A 16,028-nucleotide genomic window follows, 5' to 3' on the forward strand; every position below is an offset into this window, starting at 1 on the left:
CCGGCGGATCGGGGACCCGTCGGGCCGGGACCCGTGGGCCGGCAACCGTTAGGCTCCGGAGCATGCGGATCTCCGTCTCCTCCGACATGGACGAACCCGTGGCCCGGTACCTCGTCGAGGAGCTGCGCCGGCGCGGCCACGAGGTGCGTGAGCACGGCGCGCTGCGTCCCGGCGCCGACCCGCAGTGGGCTGTCTGCTCCGAGGCCGCCGCCCGGGACGTCGCCGACGGCGCGGCCGATCAGGCGGTCGTGTGCTGCTGGACCGGCACCGGCGCCTCCATCGCGGCGAACAAGGTGCCGGGCGTCCGCGCGGCCCTGTGCACGGACGCCGGTACGGCGGAGGGGGCGCGGCGCTGGAACGACGCCAACGTCCTGGCGCTCGGACTGCGGCTCACCTCCGCGCCGGTGCTGCGGGAGATCCTCGACGCGTGGTTCGCGGCCGAACCCAGCCAGGACCCCGAGGACCTGCGCAACGTGGCCCGCGTCGGCCGCCTGGACGCCGCCGGGAACGGCGCCTGACGACGTGCGACGGCCCGGCGCGGGCCGGATGCGAGCAGCTCTCGTCGGGAATCGGGTGCCGGGTCGGGAATCGGGTGCCGGGCCGGGGTTCGGGGTCAGTGGGCGCCCAGCCCTCCACCGCCGAACGAGCCGCTCGATCCCTTGCTCCAGCGCGGGCGGTCCTGCGAGTCGCTGGGCCTGGAGTCGAGGTTGGTCAGCTCGTACGGTGTGAGCGGGCGACCGCCCTTGGGAGTGACGGGGACATCCTGGGATTCCCGGTTCTCCCGGATCTCGTGCACCGCGCCCTCCGGTGGCAGGTGCGGCTGCTCCTCGGGACGCGGTCGGGGAGGCTCGCGGTACTTCTCCCGGGAGTTCAACCAGAAGCCGCCGGCGAGCAGCGCCAGCACGGCGACGGCTATGACGAAGAACACGAGGCCCATCAGGCCGCTTGCCGCGGCCAGCTGCATCTGTGCGGTACTCATAGCTCAGGAATACCCCACCCAGAATGGGACGAACCGGACACCTTGCGTGGCCGTCCGTAGCGGTCGGCGACCTGTCTCCGGTTGCGCCGCCCTCCTTCGTGGCCTATGCGTTTGCCCGGCCGGGACCCGGCTACCCGCCGGGTGTGTCATCGCCTACGCAGCAGCAGCTCTACCGGTTCCTCGAGGACCGGTTCACGTGCGCCCAGGCATGCGCGGAGTGCGCCAGGGCCTGCGCGGTGCGCGCGAGCCTCCTGGACCCGGACGGCACGGAGCAGCAGGAGCGCGTACGCCGGCTGGGGATCATGTGCGCCGAAGTGTGCGACGCGACGTGCCGCACGCTCTCCGAGCAGAACGGTCAGGACGAGGACGGGATCAGAGTGCAGCTCGAATGGTGCCGCTCGGTCTGCCTCGACTGCGCCCACGCCTTCGACGAGCACCCCGGCGCAGAGTCCGCCGCTGCGGTGTGCCGTGCCTGCGCCGTGGCGTGCACGGACTTCATGGTGACGCTCGACTGAGTCGGTCCGAGCGGACTGACCCGCTCCACCGCGCGAAGCCGACGCCGACGGCCTTGCCGTGCCCGGCGCTCGCCGCGCGCGCGGTCCTCGAACTCGACATCGCGCTCAGGCACCTCGCGGCGAAACAGTGACGGCCTTTCGCGGCCGCGCCCACCGGCGCCGACGAGGACGTGGTTCTCCTGGTGGATGACCCGTACCGGCGTCAGCCCGGGGTGCTTCTGGCGGGATGACGATTCATCCGTATATGCGCACCAGGGAGTGGTCCTGAGCCGTCCCAGCAGCACCGTGGTGCCACGCCAACCGCGCACGCCTCTGGCCCGTCTTGATCATCACGTGTTACGAAGGACCATGCCTGCCAACGAGGGAACCCGGACCTACGACGCCGTCATCGTCGGCGGTGGTCACAACGGACTGGTCGCCGCCGCCTACCTGGCGCGGGCCGGGCGGTCCGTGCTGGTGCTGGAGCGGCTCGGCCACACCGGTGGGGCCGCCGTCTCGACGCGTCCGTTCGCCGGGGTGGAGGCCCGGCTGTCGCGCTACTCGTACCTGGTCAGCCTGCTGCCGCGGAAGATCGTGCGCGACCTCGGGCTCCGGTTCCAGGTGCGTGGGCGCACCATCTCCTCGTACACGCCCACCGAACGCGGCGGGCGGGCCACCGGGCTGCTCGTCGGCGGCGGGGAACGGCGCACCCGGGAGGCGTTCGCCCGGCTTACCGGCGGCGAGCAGGAGTACGCGGCCTGGCAGCGCTTCTACGGCATGACGAGCCGGGTGGCCGAGCGGGTGTTCCCCACACTCACCGAACCGCTGCCCGGCCGGGACGAACTGCGTCGGCGCGTCGACGACGAGACCGCCTGGCGGGCGCTGTTCGAGGAGCCGATCGGGGTCGCCGTCGAGGAGAACTTCACCGACGACCTGGTGCGGGGCGTGGTCCTCACCGACGCGCTCATCGGCACCTTCGCCGACGCCCACGACCCCTCACTCGCCCAGAACCGCTGCTTCCTCTACCACGTCATCGGCGGCGGCACCGGCGCCTGGGACGTGCCCGTCGGCGGCATGGGCGCCCTCACCGACGCGCTGGCGGCCGCGGCGCGCACGGCCGGCGTGGAGATCGCGACCGGACACGAGGCGGTCCGCGTCGAAAGCGACGGGAAGACCGCCGAGGTCACCTACCGCACGGCCGACGGCGAGGGGGTCGCCGTCGCCCGGCACGTCCTGGTCAACGCCTCGCCGCAGGAGCTGGCCGCACTCATGGGTGACCCGGCCCCGGAGCCGGCCGAGGGCGCCCAGCTCAAGGTCAACATGCTGCTCACCCGGCTGCCCAGGCTCCGCGACGACTCGGTCGACCCCCGTGAGGCCTTCGCCGGCACCTTCCACATCGCCGAGGGCTACCGGCAACTGGCCACCGCCCACGCCCAGGCGGCCGCCGGAGAACTCCCCGCGGCGCCGCCCTCGGAGATCTACTGCCACTCGCTGACCGACCCCAGCATCCTCGGCCCCGACCTCGCCGCACGCGGCTACCAGACCCTCACCCTCTTCGGACTGCACACCCCCGCCCGGCTGTTCGACCGGGACAACGACGCCGTCCGCGAGGAGCTGCTGAAGTCAACCCTGGCGCAGCTCGACGCCCATCTCGCCGAACCCCTCGCCGACTGCCTCGCCACCGACGCCGACGGCCGCCCCTGCATCGAGGCGAAGACCCCGCTCGACCTCGAACGGGACCTGCGCCTGCCCGGCGGCAACATCTTCCACCGCGCCCTGTCCTGGCCGTACGCCCAGGAGGGCACCGGGCGCTGGGGCGTGGAGACCGCGCACCCGGGCGTGCTGCTGTGCGGCGCCGGCGCGGTGCGCGGGGGAGGGGTGAGCGGAGTGCCGGGGCACAACGCGGCCATGGCGGTGCTGGAGTCGTAGCGCGCGAGCAGCCACGGGTTCTTGACCAGCCCGTCCGGCGGGCCGAGGATCGGCTGTCATGACGCAGGGACACGGCAGCACGGTCGACGGGGTGCTGCGGCGCAGCGCCCGGCGCACCCCGGCACGCATCGCACTGGAGTACGGCGAACGCGGCTGGACCTACGAGGAACTGGACGACGCGGTCACGCGCGCGGCGGGGCTGCTGCGCGCGGAGGGCCTGGCCCAGGGAGACCGGGTCGCCGCCTACGGGCACAACTCCGACGCCTACCTGATCGCCTTCCTGGCCTGCGCCCGCGCCGGCCTGGTCCATGTGCCGGTCAACCAGAACCTGACCGGCGACGACCTGGCGTACATCGTCGGCCAGTCGGGCAGCACCCTGGTGCTCGCCGACCCGGATCTCGCCGGCCGGCTCCCGGACGGCGTACGGGCGCTGCCCCTGCGGGACGCCAACGGCTCCCTGCTCGCCCGGCTGGCGGACGCACCGCCGTACGACGGGCCGGAGCCGCGCGCCGAGGACCTGGTGCAACTGCTGTACACCTCCGGCACCACCGCCGCGCCCAAGGGCGCGATGATGACGCACCGCGCGCTGGTGCACGAGTACCTGAGCGCGATCACCGCCCTCGACCTGAGCGCCGGCGACCGGCCCGCCCACGCGCTGCCGCTCTACCACTCGGCGCAGATGCACGTGTTCCTGCTGCCGTACCTCGCGGTCGGCGCGACCAGCGTGCTGCTGGACGCCCCGGACGGGGACCGGCTCTTCGACCTGATCGAACAGGGCCGGGTGGACAGCCTGTTCGCGCCACCGACCGTGTGGATCGGCCTGGCCAACCGGCCCGACTTCGCCACCCGTGACCTCGACGGACTGCGCAAGGCCTACTACGGCGCCTCGATCATGCCCGTCCCGGTGCTCCAGCGGCTGCGCGAACGCCTGCCGAAGCTCGCCGTCTACAACTGCTTCGGGCAGAGCGAGATCGGCCCGCTCGCCACCGTGCTGGCCCCCGACGAGCACGACGGCCGGCCCGACTCCTGCGGCCGGCCGGTGCTGTTCGTGGACGCGCGCGTGGTGGACGAACGGGGCGAGGACGTGCCCGACGGCACGCCCGGTGAGATCGTCTACCGCTCACCGCAGCTGTGCGAGGGCTACTGGGACCGGCCCGAGGAGACCGCCGAGGCCTTCCGGGACGGCTGGTTCCACTCCGGCGACCTGGCGGTGCGCGACGCGGAGGGGTACTACACGATCGTCGACCGGGTGAAGGACGTCATCAACTCCGGTGGCGTGCTGGTCGCCTCCCGTCAGGTGGAGGACGCGCTCTACACCCACGAGGCCGTTGCCGAGGCCGCGGTCGTCGGCCTGCCCGACGAACGGTGGATCGAGGCCGTCACCGCCGTCGTCGTCCCGCGCGGTGACGTGACGGAGGAGCAACTCGTCGCGCACGTACGGCAGAAGCTCGCCCCCTTCAAGGCGCCCAAACGGGTGCTGTTCGTGGACGAGCTGCCCCGCAACGCCAGCGGCAAGATCCTCAAGCGTGAACTGCGCGACCGGTTCGGCGGCGGCTCCTAGCCCTGGTGGGCCCTAGCGCGGGCGCAGGTCGACGATCCGGCGGATCTTGCCCACCGACCGCTCCAGCGAGTCCGGCTCCACGATCTCCACCCCCACGGACACACCGACCCCGTCCTTCACGGCCGCGACGATGGACCGGGCCGCCGCCTCCCGCGCCTCGGGCGTGGCGCCGGGCCGGGCCTCGGCGCGCACCGTGAGCGCGTCGAGGCGGCCCTCTCGCGTGAGGCGCAACTGGAAGTGCGGCGCCACACCGGGGGTGCGCAGCACGATCTCCTCGATCTGGGTGGGGAACAGGTTCACCCCGCGCAGGATCACCATGTCGTCGCTGCGCCCGGTGACCTTCTCCATCCGCCGGAACACCCGGGCGGTACCGGGCAGCAGCCGGGTCAGGTCCCGGGTCCGGTACCGGACGATCGGCATGGCCTCCTTGGTGAGCGAGGTGAACACGAGCTCGCCCCGCTCGCCCTCCGGCAGCACCTCGCCAGTGATCGGGTCGACGACCTCCGGATAGAACTGGTCCTCCCACACATGGAGGCCGTCCTTGGTCTCGACGCACTCCTGCGCGACCCCCGGACCCATCACCTCGGACAGCCCGTAGATGTCGACGGCGTCGATCGCGAACCGCTCCTCGATCTCCTGCCGCATCCGCTCCGTCCAGGGCTCCGCGCCGAAGACACCCACCCGCAGCGAGGTGCCGCGCGGATCCACGCCCTGCCGCTCGAACTCGTCCAGCAGCGTCAGCATGTAGGACGGGGTGACCATGATGACGCCGGGTTCCAGGTCCCGGATGAGCTGGACCTGGCGAGCCGTCATGCCGCCCGACGCCGGGATCACCGTGCAGCCCAGGCGCTCGGCACCGTAGTGGGCGCCCAGGCCGCCGGTGAACAGCCCGTACCCGTAGGCGACGTGCACGGTGTCACCGGGGCGCGCGCCCGCGGCCCGGAGGGAACGCGCGACCATGTCGGACCACACCGAGAGGTCGTTGTCCGTGTAGCCGACCACCGTGGGCAGCCCCGTGGTGCCGCTGGAGGCGTGCAGCCGGCGGACGCGCTCGCGGGGCACGGCGAACATGCCGAAGGGGTACTGCTCGCGCAGATCGGCCTTGGTGGTGAAGGGGAAGTGCGCCAGGTCGGCGAGCGAACGGCAGTCCTCCGGGCGGACGCCGGCCTTGTCGAAGGACTCGCGGTAGAACGGCACGTTCTCGTAGGCGTGCCGCAGCGAGGCGCGCAGCCGCTCGAGCTGGAGCGCGCGCAGCTCCTCGGGACCGAGCTTCTCGCCCGCGTCGAGCAGGTCCGTCGCATCCGCCATCGGGACTTCTCCCTCACCAGCCAGCCACACATTCCGGGCGACCGATCATTCGGTCGATTCGGTCGAGGCCAGTAATTCAGGCCGTCCGGCCGGCAGGCAAGAGGTGGGCCCGAATTTTTCCGGGCGGGGCCGCGCGGGGCTTGAGCACCCCGTCCGGGCAAAGGCGTTGCGGCCGGGCGGGGCGGGCCTGAATGATCACCGCATGCCGACCTTCACCGCCGCCGACGGGACCGTGCTCGCCTACCACCTCAGGGGCGAGGGCGCGCCTCTCGCCGTCCTGCCCGGCGGGCCCATGCGCGCCTCCGCCTACCTCGGCGACCTGGGCGGCCTCACCGCGCACCGAAGGCTGGCCCTGCTCGACCTGCGCGGCACCGGCGACTCCCGGGCACCGGCCGATCCGGCGACCTACCGCTGCGACCGCATGGTCGACGACGTGGAGCGGTGGCGGGCCCACCTGGGCCTGGAGCGGATGGACCTGCTCGCCCACTCGGCGGCGGGCAGCCTCGCCCTGCTGTACGCGGCCCGCCACCCCCACCGGATCCGGCGGCTGGCGCTGATCACCCCCAACCCCTCCGCCCTCGGCATGCGGGCCGCGCCCGCCGACCGGCTCGCCGCCGCCCGGCTGCGGGCGGACGAGCCGTGGTTCGGCCGGGCCTTCCCCGCCTACCAGGCATGGCTCGCGGGGGACGCCGACTTCGACGAGGTGTTCCTGCCGTTCTTCTACGGCCGCTGGGACGACACGGCCCGGGCGCACGCGGAGCCCGAGGAGGCACAGACCAACGACGCGGCGGCTGAGCACTACTTCGCCGAGGGCGCCTTCACCCCGGACGCCACCCGGGCCGCGCTCGCCGCCCTCACCGCCCCGGTCCTGATCCACGCGGGCGAGTACGACGGCGGGCCCCGCCCCGCCCTGGCCCGCCGGCTCGCCGAGGCCCTGCCCGGCGCCGAGGTGAGCGTCCAGCCCGGCGCCGGTCACTACCCCTGGCTGGACGACCCCGGGCACTTCGTCCGCCGCCTCCTCGCGTTCCTCGGGGAAGACGGTGTGCCGTCCCGGTGAGGCGACCCGAAAGTCCTCCTCACGTGGCCTGTCCGCCCAGGGAACCGGTCGCTAGGCTGGCCCGCGGACGACGAACCGGGAGGAGCAGGGACGTGGCCGAGACCATCACCCAGCAGCAGCCGCTCGTGGGCTGGGACAAGCCGGAGCTGGACCTCAGCGGGGCCGAGTGGCAGTCCAGCAGCCGAGGACTGGGCGATGTGCAGATCGCCTTCGTCGAGGGATTCATCGCGATGCGCAACAGCGACCGCCCGGAGAGCCCGTCCCTGATCTTCACGCCCGCGGAATGGGGCGCCTTCGTCTCCGGCGCGCGCGAGGGGGAGTTCGACCTCACCTGAGCCCGTCACCCACCGGGCCCGTCACCCACCGCACGCCGATCCGGGGGTGTTCCCCGCCGAATTCCGGACACGCGACCCGCAGCGCCCTGCCGGGGCCGCGGCCTACGCGAGGCTTGGCCCCAGCACGGGAAAGGTCGCGTTCCGGAGGTGGGCAAGGATGAGCACTGCGCCGGTGATCGCCGCGGTCGACGGCTCCGACGACAGCGGGCGGGCCCTGGAGTGGGCCGTGGACGCCGCACGGCGCCGCGCCGCACCGCTGCGGGTGGTGCACGTCCGGCAGTACGCCGCCTGGGGACAGGCCGACGTCCTCGTCGCCGGGCCGCCCGACGCGGAGGGCGACCCGGTGCTCGACGAGGTGCGCGCCCGGTTGCGGGACGGCAAGGACGCCCCGGCCGCCGAGTACGTCGCCGTGGAGGGCGTGCCCGGCGCGGTGCTGCCCGAACTCGGCGTCGACGCACAGCTGTTGGTGCTGGGCTCACGGGGCCGGGGCGGCTTCGCCAGCCTGCTGCTCGGCTCCAACTCGCTCGCCGCCGCACGCGACGCCGACTGCCCTGTGGTCATCGTGCCCCGGCCCGGCCGCGAGATCCCCGAAGGCGGCCCCGCCGGCCCCGGCACCCGGGTGGTCTTCGGCCTGCACGCCGACAGCCCCGACGCGGCCGGCCTGGAGTTCGCCTTCACCGAGGCCGCTCTGCTCCGGGCCCGCGTCCAGGTGATCGCCGCCTACCCGTGGCCGGCGCAGACCTGGTCCGCGCCCGGCCAGACGGTGCCGCCCCCGGTCGGCCAGGCCGCCGTCGAGCAGGAGACCCGCTCCCTCGTCGAGGGCTTCCTCGCCCCGCACCGCGAGCGGCACCCCGGCGTCGACACCGAGGTCCGGGTCCTGCCCGGTGACGCCGCCGGCCATCTCGTCACCGCGTCCGGGGACGCCGCCCTGGTCGTCGTCGGCCGCCACCGGCGGCGCCTGCTCGCGCCCGCGCGCATGATGGGCTCGGTCACCCAGGCCGTCCTGCTGCACGCGGCGTGCCCGATCGCGGTCGTCCCGCCGGCACCACCGAAGGAGTGACGCCCCCGCTGCCGCGAGCCGCCCGGTCGGTACGAAAGATCCAGGCCGGCCGGGGGAATCCGGGTCCTGTCGTGCGGGCGCCCGCACGGCGGCGGACGCGCGCGTGCACGTACCATTGCCGCATGTCGTTCCTCCGCCGCCGCAGCGCCACTCCCGCCGGACCCGAATTCGACGTGCTGGCCATGGACCCGGGCGACTGGCCGGGCAACCTCGGCGCGGGCCTGCTGCCCGCCCCCGACGGGTCCTGCCAGGGCGTCTTCCTGCGCTACGACCTCTTCGGCGGCCGCGGCCCCGCCATGATCATCGGCAATCTCCCCGAGGGCTCGCCGGCCCGCGAGGTGACCGAGGGCGAGATCCCCTTCGAGGTGGCCCAGCTGCTGCTGGCGCTGGAGAACGACGAGGAGGTCACCGTCGTCGGTACCGAGGACACCCCGGTCCTCCAGGGCGACAACCTGCTGATCGTGCGGCGCCTGAAGCTCTCCGAAGGCCGGATCTCCTGCGTTCAGTTCGACCGCAGCGACGGCGTCCTGGTGACCATCGCCGCCTGGGACCGCCCCATCACCGACGACCTGTACGCCCTGCTGAAGCCGCTCCCGGCGGAGCTTTTCCAGCAGGGCTGACGGCAGGCCCTAGCGGGTCGCCCCCGCCACGGTGACGTCCGCCGCGCGCACGAACGCCACCCGGTGCCCGTACTGGATCTCGTAGTACAGGTCCTTGCCGGTCACGACCCGGTGCGAGTCGGGGGTGAAGGTGACCGCGTAGTAGTACTCGCCGGGCACCAGGTCACCGACCGCGTACTTCTGCCCGGCCGGGATCGTGTACTTCAGCGGCACCACCGACTGCGCGGGCACCCCCGCCGGGTAGGCCTCCTTCTCCGGGTACGCCCTGCCGTACACCGGGATGCTCGCCGAGCCGTCCTTCGGGGTGACCACGAGACCCGCGGCGCGCACCGCCGTGGGCTGCTTGCGCGGGTTGTGGAACCAGGCCTTCTGCCCGAGGTACCAGATCGCCGTCCAGTCGCCCCAGCGGTCGGCGACGGCGAACCGCTGACCGGTCGAGACCCGGGACGACAGGTCGTTGACCCCGTCGGTCGGCGTCGTGCCGAGGCCGATGTCCTGGATCAGCGGGGCGCTCTCGTCGTGGTCCGAGTAGAGCCGCACCTCGCTGGAGCCGTGCGCCGCGCAGGGCTCGCCCTTGGTGGCGCAGCCGGTGTAGACTGGCTGGTTGGCGTCGTAGTCCGGGAGGATCGTCACCAGCGAGGAGTGCTTGCCGCCGGTGCGCTTGAACGGGTGGCCGAGGAGCTGGAAGTAGTGCCGCCAGTCCCAGTACGGGCCCGGGTCGGTGTGCATGCCGGGGACCGTGGCGGCCGTCGGGCCGGGCACGTTGTCGTGGCCCAGGACGTGCTGCCGGTCCAGCGGGATGCCGTAGCTGCGGGACAGGTACTTCACCAGCCGCGCCGAGGACCGGTACATCGCCTCCGTGTACCAGGCGTCCGGCGAGGTCAGGAAGCCCTCGTGCTCGATCCCGACGGACCGGGCGTTGATGTCCCAGTTGCCCGCGTGCCAGGCCACGTCCTTCGCCTTCACGTGCTGGGCGATCAGACCGTCGGTGGAGCGGATGGTGTAGTTCCAGGACACGTAGGTGGGGTCCTGGATCAGCTTCATGACCCCGTCCCAGGAGCCCTCGGTGTCATGGATGACGATGTACTTGACGCGCTGCGACGGCGGACGGTCGCCCAGGTCGTGGTTGCCGTAGTCGTTGTCGCCGAACTCCTCGTACGGCGCCGGGACCGACTCGCAGGACACCGACTTCGGGCACTCGACGTCGTCCGCCGGGGCCGTGCGCAACCCGGCCCGCTGCAACTGCTCCGTGTCCGGCTTCAGTTCGGGCTGAGCGGCGAGTGCCACCCGCAGGCCCTGGTCCGTGACGCGTTCCTCGCCGGTGCGCAGCACGTCGTAGACGTCGTTCGCGTACGCCGCAGCGGTCGCCGTGTCGTCGGCGCCGGAGAAGCGGGCCACCGCGCCGTACCAGCCGGCCGGGTCGGCGCCGAGCGGCTCGCCCAGTTCCTTCTGCGCGGCGGCGAGCAGTGCGGCACCGCCGGCGATGTTCGCCGCCGGGTCGGTGCGCAGCTCGGCCGCCGGCAGGCCGGTCAGCTCGGCGGCCCGGGGCAGCGTCCTGAGACGGGCCGGCAGTGCGGAGCCCGCGGGCACCTGGACGTCCGGGTGCAGAGCGGGGCGGGCACCGTCGCCACGCGCGTCCTCGGAGCCCTCGGCGAAGTGCTCGGCCGTGGCGAGCGCGGTGCGCGCGTCGGTGAGGTGCATGGGACCGTAACCGCCGGTCACGCTGGGCGCCCCGGCGTGCGTGTCCCAGCGGGACTGGAGGTAGGAGACCGCCAGCAGGACGCTCTGCGGTACGTGGTACTCGGCGGCCGCGGTGGCGAACGCGCTCCGCAGCTCGCCGGCGGAGGACTCGGGGGCGCTCTGGGCCGGACCCACGCCGAGCAACGGCAGCAGCAGAGCCGCGGAGGCCAGGGTGACGGCCGTGCGCCGGGGATGTCTCCGGCCGGGTGTGGACGTGGGGTCGGTGGCGGATCCTCGCAATGCGGACTCCTGTGACAGGCGGGTCATGGCGGGGCGTGCGGGGCCGAGCTTGGTCAGTGGTACCGGCTTGCCGACGATCCGTCAATGATGCCTTCGCGGAGATGATTTCCCATGTCACGGAGGTATTCGGCGAGTTTCGCCGCAGCGGTGCACGGGCCTGCGGGGCGTCAGTGGCGTACACCAGTGGGAGTGTCCGGCGGGGCGGGGACCGCGGAGTGGAAAGGCTCCGGGCGAAGGCCGTATACACGGAGGTCCGCGGTGCGCCGCCGCTTCGGGCGCCCCGCGGACCTCCGTCCCGCGTCAGCGAGTGCCGACCGCCGCGCGCACGGCCCGGCGGGCCAGCTGGCAGTCGTCGTGCAGCCGCCTGAGCAGCAGCCGCTGTTCCTCGCCGGTCGGCGCGGCGCCCGGAAGGGCCGTGCCCGGTGCCGCCGGGGGCGCCTCGTGCATCGAACGCTGCACGGCCGTCTCGTAGGTGCGGATCTCACGGGTCAGCAGGAGCATCAGGTTCACCAGGAACGCGTCCCGGGAAGCCGGCCCCGCCGACTGGGCGATCTGGCTGATCTGACGCCGTGCCACCGGTGCGTCCCCGAGCACCAGCCACAGCGTCGCCAGGTCGTACCCCGGCAGGTACCAGCCCGCGTGCTCCCAGTCCACCAGCACTGGACCGGCCGGTGAGAGAAGGATGTTGGAGAGTAACGCGTCGCCGTGGCAGAACTGGCCCATCCCCTGGCGGCCCGCCGCGTGCGCGATGCCGTGCAGCAGCTTCTGCAGATCGCCCAGATCCCGGTCGGTCAGCAGACCCAGCTCGTGGTACCGGGCCATGCGCGCCGCGTAGTCCAGCGGGGCGTCGAAGGTGCCCGCCGGGGGCCGCCAGGCGTTCAGCCGGCAGATCGCGCCGAGCGCGGCCCGGATGTCCGGCCGGGGCGGGGCCTCCACCGGATGCCGCTGGAGCGCGGCCACCCGGCCCGGCATGCGCTCGATCACCAGGGTGCCGTTGTCCGGATCCGCCGCGATCAGCCTCGGCACGCGCACGGGCGGGCGGTGCCGGACGAACGAGCGGTATGCCGCTATCTCGTGGCGGAACCGCTCTGCCCAGGCCGGTGACTGGTCCAGCAGACACTTGGCCACGGCCGTGCTGCGTCCCGTCGTCCCGACCAGGAGGACCGAGCGTCCGCTGCGGCGCAGCACCTGCACCGGGGCGAACTCCGGGCAGATCCGGTGCACCGAGGACAGCGCGGTGCGCAGTTGCGCGCCCTGCGGGCCGGAGAGGTCGAGTCTGCCGCTGAGCGGCTGGGAGCCGGGCTGCCCGGGAACGCGCCGCGGCCGGCCCGCGCCCAGTACCGGAGCCGCCGGCCGGGCCGCCGGGTCGAGGTAGGGTCCGCCGCCCGCCGGGCGGGGTCGCAGCGGCCGGGGCGGAGCGGACACGGAGGATGATGCTGCGTACATGGGAGATACAGATCCCTTCGTGTGCCTGCGGTGCCTGCCTGTACATCCGCGCTGTGTGTGCGCCCACCCGGCCCGGCCGCCCGGGCACACCCTGGGGAGTGGGCCCGCTCTGGATGGTGACGGCCGGGGCGGGGTGGCGCGTTCCTACTCGACACCCGATGCCCAGTGGCACACCATCTGGCGCACCCTGGCGAAGCCTGGCGAATAGTCGCCCGGCAACCTGCACGGGGCTACTGTCAAGTCAGCCGAGAACCTGGGGGCTTGACGTGAGCGGACAACCCAACACCCGCCTTGCGGACCTGTTCGGCCTGGCCGGCTGGTCCAAGGGAGAACTCGCGAGGCTGGTCAACAAGCAGGCGGCGGCCATGGGCCACCCCCAGCTGTCGACCGACACCTCCCGGGTGCGGCGCTGGATCGACACGGGAGAGATCCCGCGCGATCCGGTACCGCGGGTGCTGGCGGCGCTGTTCACCGAGCGTCTCGGCCGTGTCGTGACCATCGAGGACCTCGGTCTGGTACGGCACGGGCGTGCGGGAAGACGGCAGGGCGACGGGATCGAGGAACATCCCGACGGTGTGCCGTGGGCGCCCGAACGTACCGCCGCGGTCCTCACCGAATTCACGGGAATGGACCTCATGCTCAACCGACGCGGCTTGGTGGGCGCGGGTGCAGCGCTCGCCGCGGGATCCACACTCAGCAGTGCCATGCACGACTGGCTGCACACCGACCCTGCCCTGAAGGCCGACGCCCCTGTCGTCGACGACCCCCTGCACGCCGACCCCGCTGGGTACGACCGCTACGAGGCCGCCCCCATCGGGTCGCAGGAGATCGAGGAACTGGAGCGCTCCGTAGAGGTGTTCCGGGCCTGGGACGCGGCCCGTGGCGGCGGGCTCCAGCGCAAGGCGGTCGTGGGCCAGCTCAACGAGGTGGGCGGCATGCTCGCCTACCACCATCCACCCCATCTGCAGCGGCGCCTGTGGGGCGTCGCCGCCAACCTCGCCGTCCTGGCGGGCTGGATGTCGCACGACGTCGGCCTGGAGCCCACGGCCCAGAAGTACTTCGTCATCGCCGCGCACGCCGCCCGTGAGGGTGGTGACCGGCCCCGCGCCGGGGAGGCGCTGTCCCGGGCGGCCCGCCAGATGGTGCACCTCGGCCGGCCCGACGACGCGCTGGACCTGATGAAACTCGCCCAGTCCGGGGCGGGGGAGCGGCTCCAGCCGCGTACGAAGGCGATGTTCCACACCATCGAGGCCTGGGCGCAGGCGTCGATGGGCAAGGGCCAGGCGATGCGCCGTACGCTCGGCCAGGCGGAGGACCTGTTCGTCTCCGACCGGCAGGACGCGGCACAGCCGGGCTGGATGCAGACCTTCAAGGACGAGGATCTGTACGGCATGCAGGCCCTCGCCTACCGCACCCTCGCCGAGTTCGACCCGGGCGCGGCCGTGCACGCGCAGCACTACGCGGAGAAGGCCCTGGCCCTGCGGGTGGACGGCCGGGAGCGGTCGAAGATCTTCGACCATCTCTCCATGGCCTCGGCCTGCTTCATCGCCGACGACCCCGAACAGGCCGACCGCTACGCACGACTGGCCCTGATGTCGATGGGCTCGAACTCCTCCCGGCGTACATGGGACCGGTTGCGCGAGATGTACCGGCTCACCGCCGAGTACGCCGGCTACCCGAGGATCCACGAGCTGCGCGAGGAGATCGAGCTCGCCCTGCCGAAGCCGAGGAGCAGGGGCGACGGCGGCGCACCGGCATAGGGGGCGATGCGCCGCGTCAGGTCAGCCGGTCAGCCGGTCACCCTGGCCACGAGGACGCAGGCGTCGTCCTCACGCTCGGCTCCGCCGAACTCCTCGACGACCGTGCGTACACAATCCTGCGCGGTGCGCGCCGCGTCGAAGCGGGGAGCGAGGTCGAGCAGACGGTCCATGGCGCTCGTGGAGCTGTGGCCCGGTACGAGTCCGTCGGTGTGCAGCAGTACGAGGTCACCGGGTTCCAGGGTGACTTCGGCCTGCCCGTAGACGGCGCCCGTGGTGGCGCCGAGCAGGACGCCCTCCGGCGCGTTCAGCGGACTCCCCGTCCCGTCGCGGTACAGCAGCGGGGCGGGGTGTCCGGCCTGCGCCCACACCAGGGTGCGGTCCTCGGGCCGGTAGTGGCAGCAGACGGCGCTGCCGAGGGCGGGTTGGACGGTGGCGTCCAGTAACTGGTTGAGCATGGAGAGCAGTTCGCCGGGGCGGCTGCCTGCCATGGCCATACCACGCACCGCGCCGAGCAGCATCGCCATGCCGGAGGTGACCGCGACACCGTGCCCGGTGAGGTCGCCGACGCTGAGCAGGGTGGCGCCGTCGGCCAGCTCCAGCGCGTCGTACCAGTCGCCGCCGATCAGCGTGCCGGCGGCGGCGGGCAGGTGGTGTGCGGCCAGGTCGAGGGTGCGGGGCCCCTGGTGCGGGAGCCGCAGCGAGCCGCGCCAGGGCGGCAGCACGGCCTCCTGCAGCTCGACCGCGAGCCGGTGCTCGGTCTGTGCCCGGGTGCGGTGGTGTCGCAGCGAGTCGTGGCTCTCCCGCACCGTCCGCCGGTGCCGGCGCAGTTCGCTGACGTCCCGCAGCACGGCCCACATCGAGGTGGTGCCGCCGTCCGGGCCGAGTACGGGCTCGCCCATCATGTGCACCGTCCGCACCGAGCCGTCCGGCCGTACGACGCGGAACTCGCCGTCGATGGGCCGCGCGTCCACCAGGCAGTCGGTCACCATCGCGGTCAGTTTCGGCCGGTCCTCGTCCACGACCAGGGAGGGCAGCTCGTCCAGGGTGAGCGCGGGCGCGGCCGGGTCGCGGCCCAAAATCTCGTACAGCTCTCCGGACCAGCTCGCCTCGTCCGTCAGGAAGTTCCACTCCGCGCTGCCGACCCTGCTGAGCAGTGAGCCCGGCGTGGTGCCGGCCGGTGCCGGCCGGACGGCCGGAGCCTCGGCCGGTTCGGCCTCGGCGGGCACCGGGCCGTCCCGGAGCTGCGCCAAGTGCGCGTCGAGGTCGTCCAGTTGGTGCAGTGCGAGGTCGTAGAGAGCCCGCTGCCAGCGCTCCTCCGGGTCCGATCCGTCGTTCCGCGTGTCCCGCCGTACGGCGACCATGTCGCCTTTGAGCCGCCGTGTCTGCGTTATCAACGCCTCGACCGAGCCGCGCCCTGGCGGCTGGGCGGCTGAGCGGTCCGCGGAGACTGGGGACGGCATGACGCACTCCGATGGGAGGGGACGGTACGGCCAAGAAGG

The 16,028-nt window shown here is 73.1% G+C and carries 14 protein-coding genes; 9 read left to right on the top strand and 5 right to left on the bottom strand.

The genetic code is table 11. The features are described from left to right. Nucleotides 1–62 precede the first annotated feature (62 nt). Entirely contained in the window at nucleotides 63–518 is a 456-nt protein-coding gene (locus ACZ6B1_RS15070; protein ID WP_468778383.1) for an RpiB/LacA/LacB family sugar-phosphate isomerase, read from the top strand. Nucleotides 519–613: 95 nt separating this feature from the next. Here the strand turns inward: ACZ6B1_RS15070 and ACZ6B1_RS15075 are convergent, their stop codons facing one another. Next, complete coding sequence (locus ACZ6B1_RS15075) at nucleotides 614–979, bottom strand: DUF6479 family protein (protein WP_468778385.1); 366 nt, start codon at nucleotides 977–979, stop codon at nucleotides 614–616. A gap of 143 nt (nucleotides 980–1,122) precedes the next feature. Here ACZ6B1_RS15075 and ACZ6B1_RS15080 point away from each other — a divergent pair, with 143 nt between their 5' ends. The 3 genes from ACZ6B1_RS15080 to ACZ6B1_RS15090 all read left to right on the top strand — a co-directional run bounded on the left by ACZ6B1_RS15080 (nucleotide 1,123) and on the right by ACZ6B1_RS15090 (nucleotide 4,963). Further along, on the top strand, nucleotides 1,123–1,494 hold the full coding sequence (locus ACZ6B1_RS15080; protein WP_468778387.1) for a four-helix bundle copper-binding protein: 372 nt from the start codon (nucleotides 1,123–1,125) through the stop codon (nucleotides 1,492–1,494). Nucleotides 1,495–1,842: 348 nt separating this feature from the next. After that, on the top strand, nucleotides 1,843–3,402 hold the full coding sequence (locus tag ACZ6B1_RS15085) for a phytoene desaturase family protein (protein ID WP_468778390.1): 1,560 nt from the start codon (nucleotides 1,843–1,845) through the stop codon (nucleotides 3,400–3,402). Between the two features lie 58 nt (nucleotides 3,403–3,460). Further along, complete coding sequence (locus ACZ6B1_RS15090; protein WP_468778393.1) at nucleotides 3,461–4,963, top strand: acyl-CoA synthetase; 1,503 nt, start codon at nucleotides 3,461–3,463, stop codon at nucleotides 4,961–4,963. Between the two features lie 12 nt (nucleotides 4,964–4,975). Here the strand turns inward: ACZ6B1_RS15090 and paaK are convergent, their stop codons facing one another. Then, on the bottom strand, nucleotides 4,976–6,271 hold the full coding sequence (gene paaK / locus ACZ6B1_RS15095) for a phenylacetate--CoA ligase PaaK (RefSeq protein ID WP_468778397.1): 1,296 nt from the start codon (nucleotides 6,269–6,271) through the stop codon (nucleotides 4,976–4,978). 202 nt (nucleotides 6,272–6,473) lie between these two features. Here paaK and ACZ6B1_RS15100 point away from each other — a divergent pair, with 202 nt between their 5' ends. The 4 genes from ACZ6B1_RS15100 to ACZ6B1_RS15115 all read left to right on the top strand — a co-directional run bounded on the left by ACZ6B1_RS15100 (nucleotide 6,474) and on the right by ACZ6B1_RS15115 (nucleotide 9,343). Beyond that, nucleotides 6,474–7,328, top strand: coding sequence for an alpha/beta fold hydrolase (locus tag ACZ6B1_RS15100; RefSeq protein ID WP_468778399.1), 855 nt, complete (start codon nucleotides 6,474–6,476; stop codon nucleotides 7,326–7,328). 92 nt (nucleotides 7,329–7,420) lie between these two features. Next, nucleotides 7,421–7,663: a DUF397 domain-containing protein gene (locus ACZ6B1_RS15105; RefSeq protein ID WP_468778401.1), complete on the top strand. Its 243-nt coding sequence runs from the start codon at nucleotides 7,421–7,423 to the stop codon at nucleotides 7,661–7,663. A 157-nt stretch (nucleotides 7,664–7,820) separates the two neighbouring features. Further along, nucleotides 7,821–8,723: a universal stress protein gene (locus ACZ6B1_RS15110; protein WP_468778403.1), complete on the top strand. Its 903-nt coding sequence runs from the start codon at nucleotides 7,821–7,823 to the stop codon at nucleotides 8,721–8,723. A gap of 122 nt (nucleotides 8,724–8,845) precedes the next feature. Then, entirely contained in the window at nucleotides 8,846–9,343 is a 498-nt protein-coding gene (locus ACZ6B1_RS15115; protein WP_468778404.1) for a hypothetical protein, read from the top strand. 9 nt (nucleotides 9,344–9,352) lie between these two features. On the opposite strand, the gene ACZ6B1_RS15120 is transcribed toward ACZ6B1_RS15115, so the two are convergent. Continuing rightward, nucleotides 9,353–11,323 carry an N-acetylmuramoyl-L-alanine amidase gene (locus ACZ6B1_RS15120; protein ID WP_468778407.1) on the bottom strand — a complete coding sequence of 657 codons (1,971 nt, stop codon included), beginning with the start codon at nucleotides 11,321–11,323 and terminating at the stop codon, nucleotides 9,353–9,355. A gap of 300 nt (nucleotides 11,324–11,623) precedes the next feature. Further along, a complete protein-coding gene (locus ACZ6B1_RS15125; protein ID WP_468778410.1) occupies nucleotides 11,624–12,769 on the bottom strand; it encodes an aminoglycoside phosphotransferase family protein in 1,146 nt (381 codons plus the stop codon). A gap of 266 nt (nucleotides 12,770–13,035) precedes the next feature. Between ACZ6B1_RS15125 and ACZ6B1_RS15130 the strand changes: the two genes are divergently transcribed. Next, entirely contained in the window at nucleotides 13,036–14,529 is a 1,494-nt protein-coding gene (locus tag ACZ6B1_RS15130; RefSeq protein WP_468778411.1) for a DNA-binding protein NsdB, read from the top strand. Nucleotides 14,530–14,558: 29 nt separating this feature from the next. On the opposite strand, the gene ACZ6B1_RS15135 is transcribed toward ACZ6B1_RS15130, so the two are convergent. Then, nucleotides 14,559–15,989 (bottom strand): PP2C family protein-serine/threonine phosphatase, encoded by a 1,431-nt coding sequence (locus ACZ6B1_RS15135; protein WP_468778413.1) that lies wholly within the window; start codon nucleotides 15,987–15,989, stop codon nucleotides 14,559–14,561. Between the last annotated feature and the right edge of the window lie 39 nt (nucleotides 15,990–16,028).

It is taken from the genome of Streptomyces sp. NPDC041129 (genome assembly GCF_055592265.1).

Excerpts from the sequence above, each read along its gene's own strand:
- ACZ6B1_RS15090 (WP_468778393.1), top strand. The coding sequence starts at position 3,461 with ATGACGCAGGGACACGGCAGCACGGTCGACGGGGTGCTGCGGCGCAGC.
- ACZ6B1_RS15115 (WP_468778404.1), top strand. The coding sequence starts at position 8,846 with ATGTCGTTCCTCCGCCGCCGCAGCGCCACTCCCGCCGGACCCGAATTC.
- ACZ6B1_RS15125 (WP_468778410.1), bottom strand. The coding sequence starts at position 12,769 with ATGTACGCAGCATCATCCTCCGTGTCCGCTCCGCCCCGGCCGCTGCGA.
- ACZ6B1_RS15085 (WP_468778390.1), top strand. The coding sequence starts at position 1,843 with ATGCCTGCCAACGAGGGAACCCGGACCTACGACGCCGTCATCGTCGGC.
- ACZ6B1_RS15070 (WP_468778383.1), top strand. The coding sequence starts at position 63 with ATGCGGATCTCCGTCTCCTCCGACATGGACGAACCCGTGGCCCGGTAC.
- paaK (WP_468778397.1), bottom strand. The coding sequence starts at position 6,271 with ATGGCGGATGCGACGGACCTGCTCGACGCGGGCGAGAAGCTCGGTCCC.
- ACZ6B1_RS15135 (WP_468778413.1), bottom strand. The coding sequence starts at position 15,989 with ATGCCGTCCCCAGTCTCCGCGGACCGCTCAGCCGCCCAGCCGCCAGGG.
- ACZ6B1_RS15100 (WP_468778399.1), top strand. The coding sequence starts at position 6,474 with ATGCCGACCTTCACCGCCGCCGACGGGACCGTGCTCGCCTACCACCTC.
- ACZ6B1_RS15110 (WP_468778403.1), top strand. The coding sequence starts at position 7,821 with ATGAGCACTGCGCCGGTGATCGCCGCGGTCGACGGCTCCGACGACAGC.
- ACZ6B1_RS15075 (WP_468778385.1), bottom strand. The coding sequence starts at position 979 with ATGAGTACCGCACAGATGCAGCTGGCCGCGGCAAGCGGCCTGATGGGC.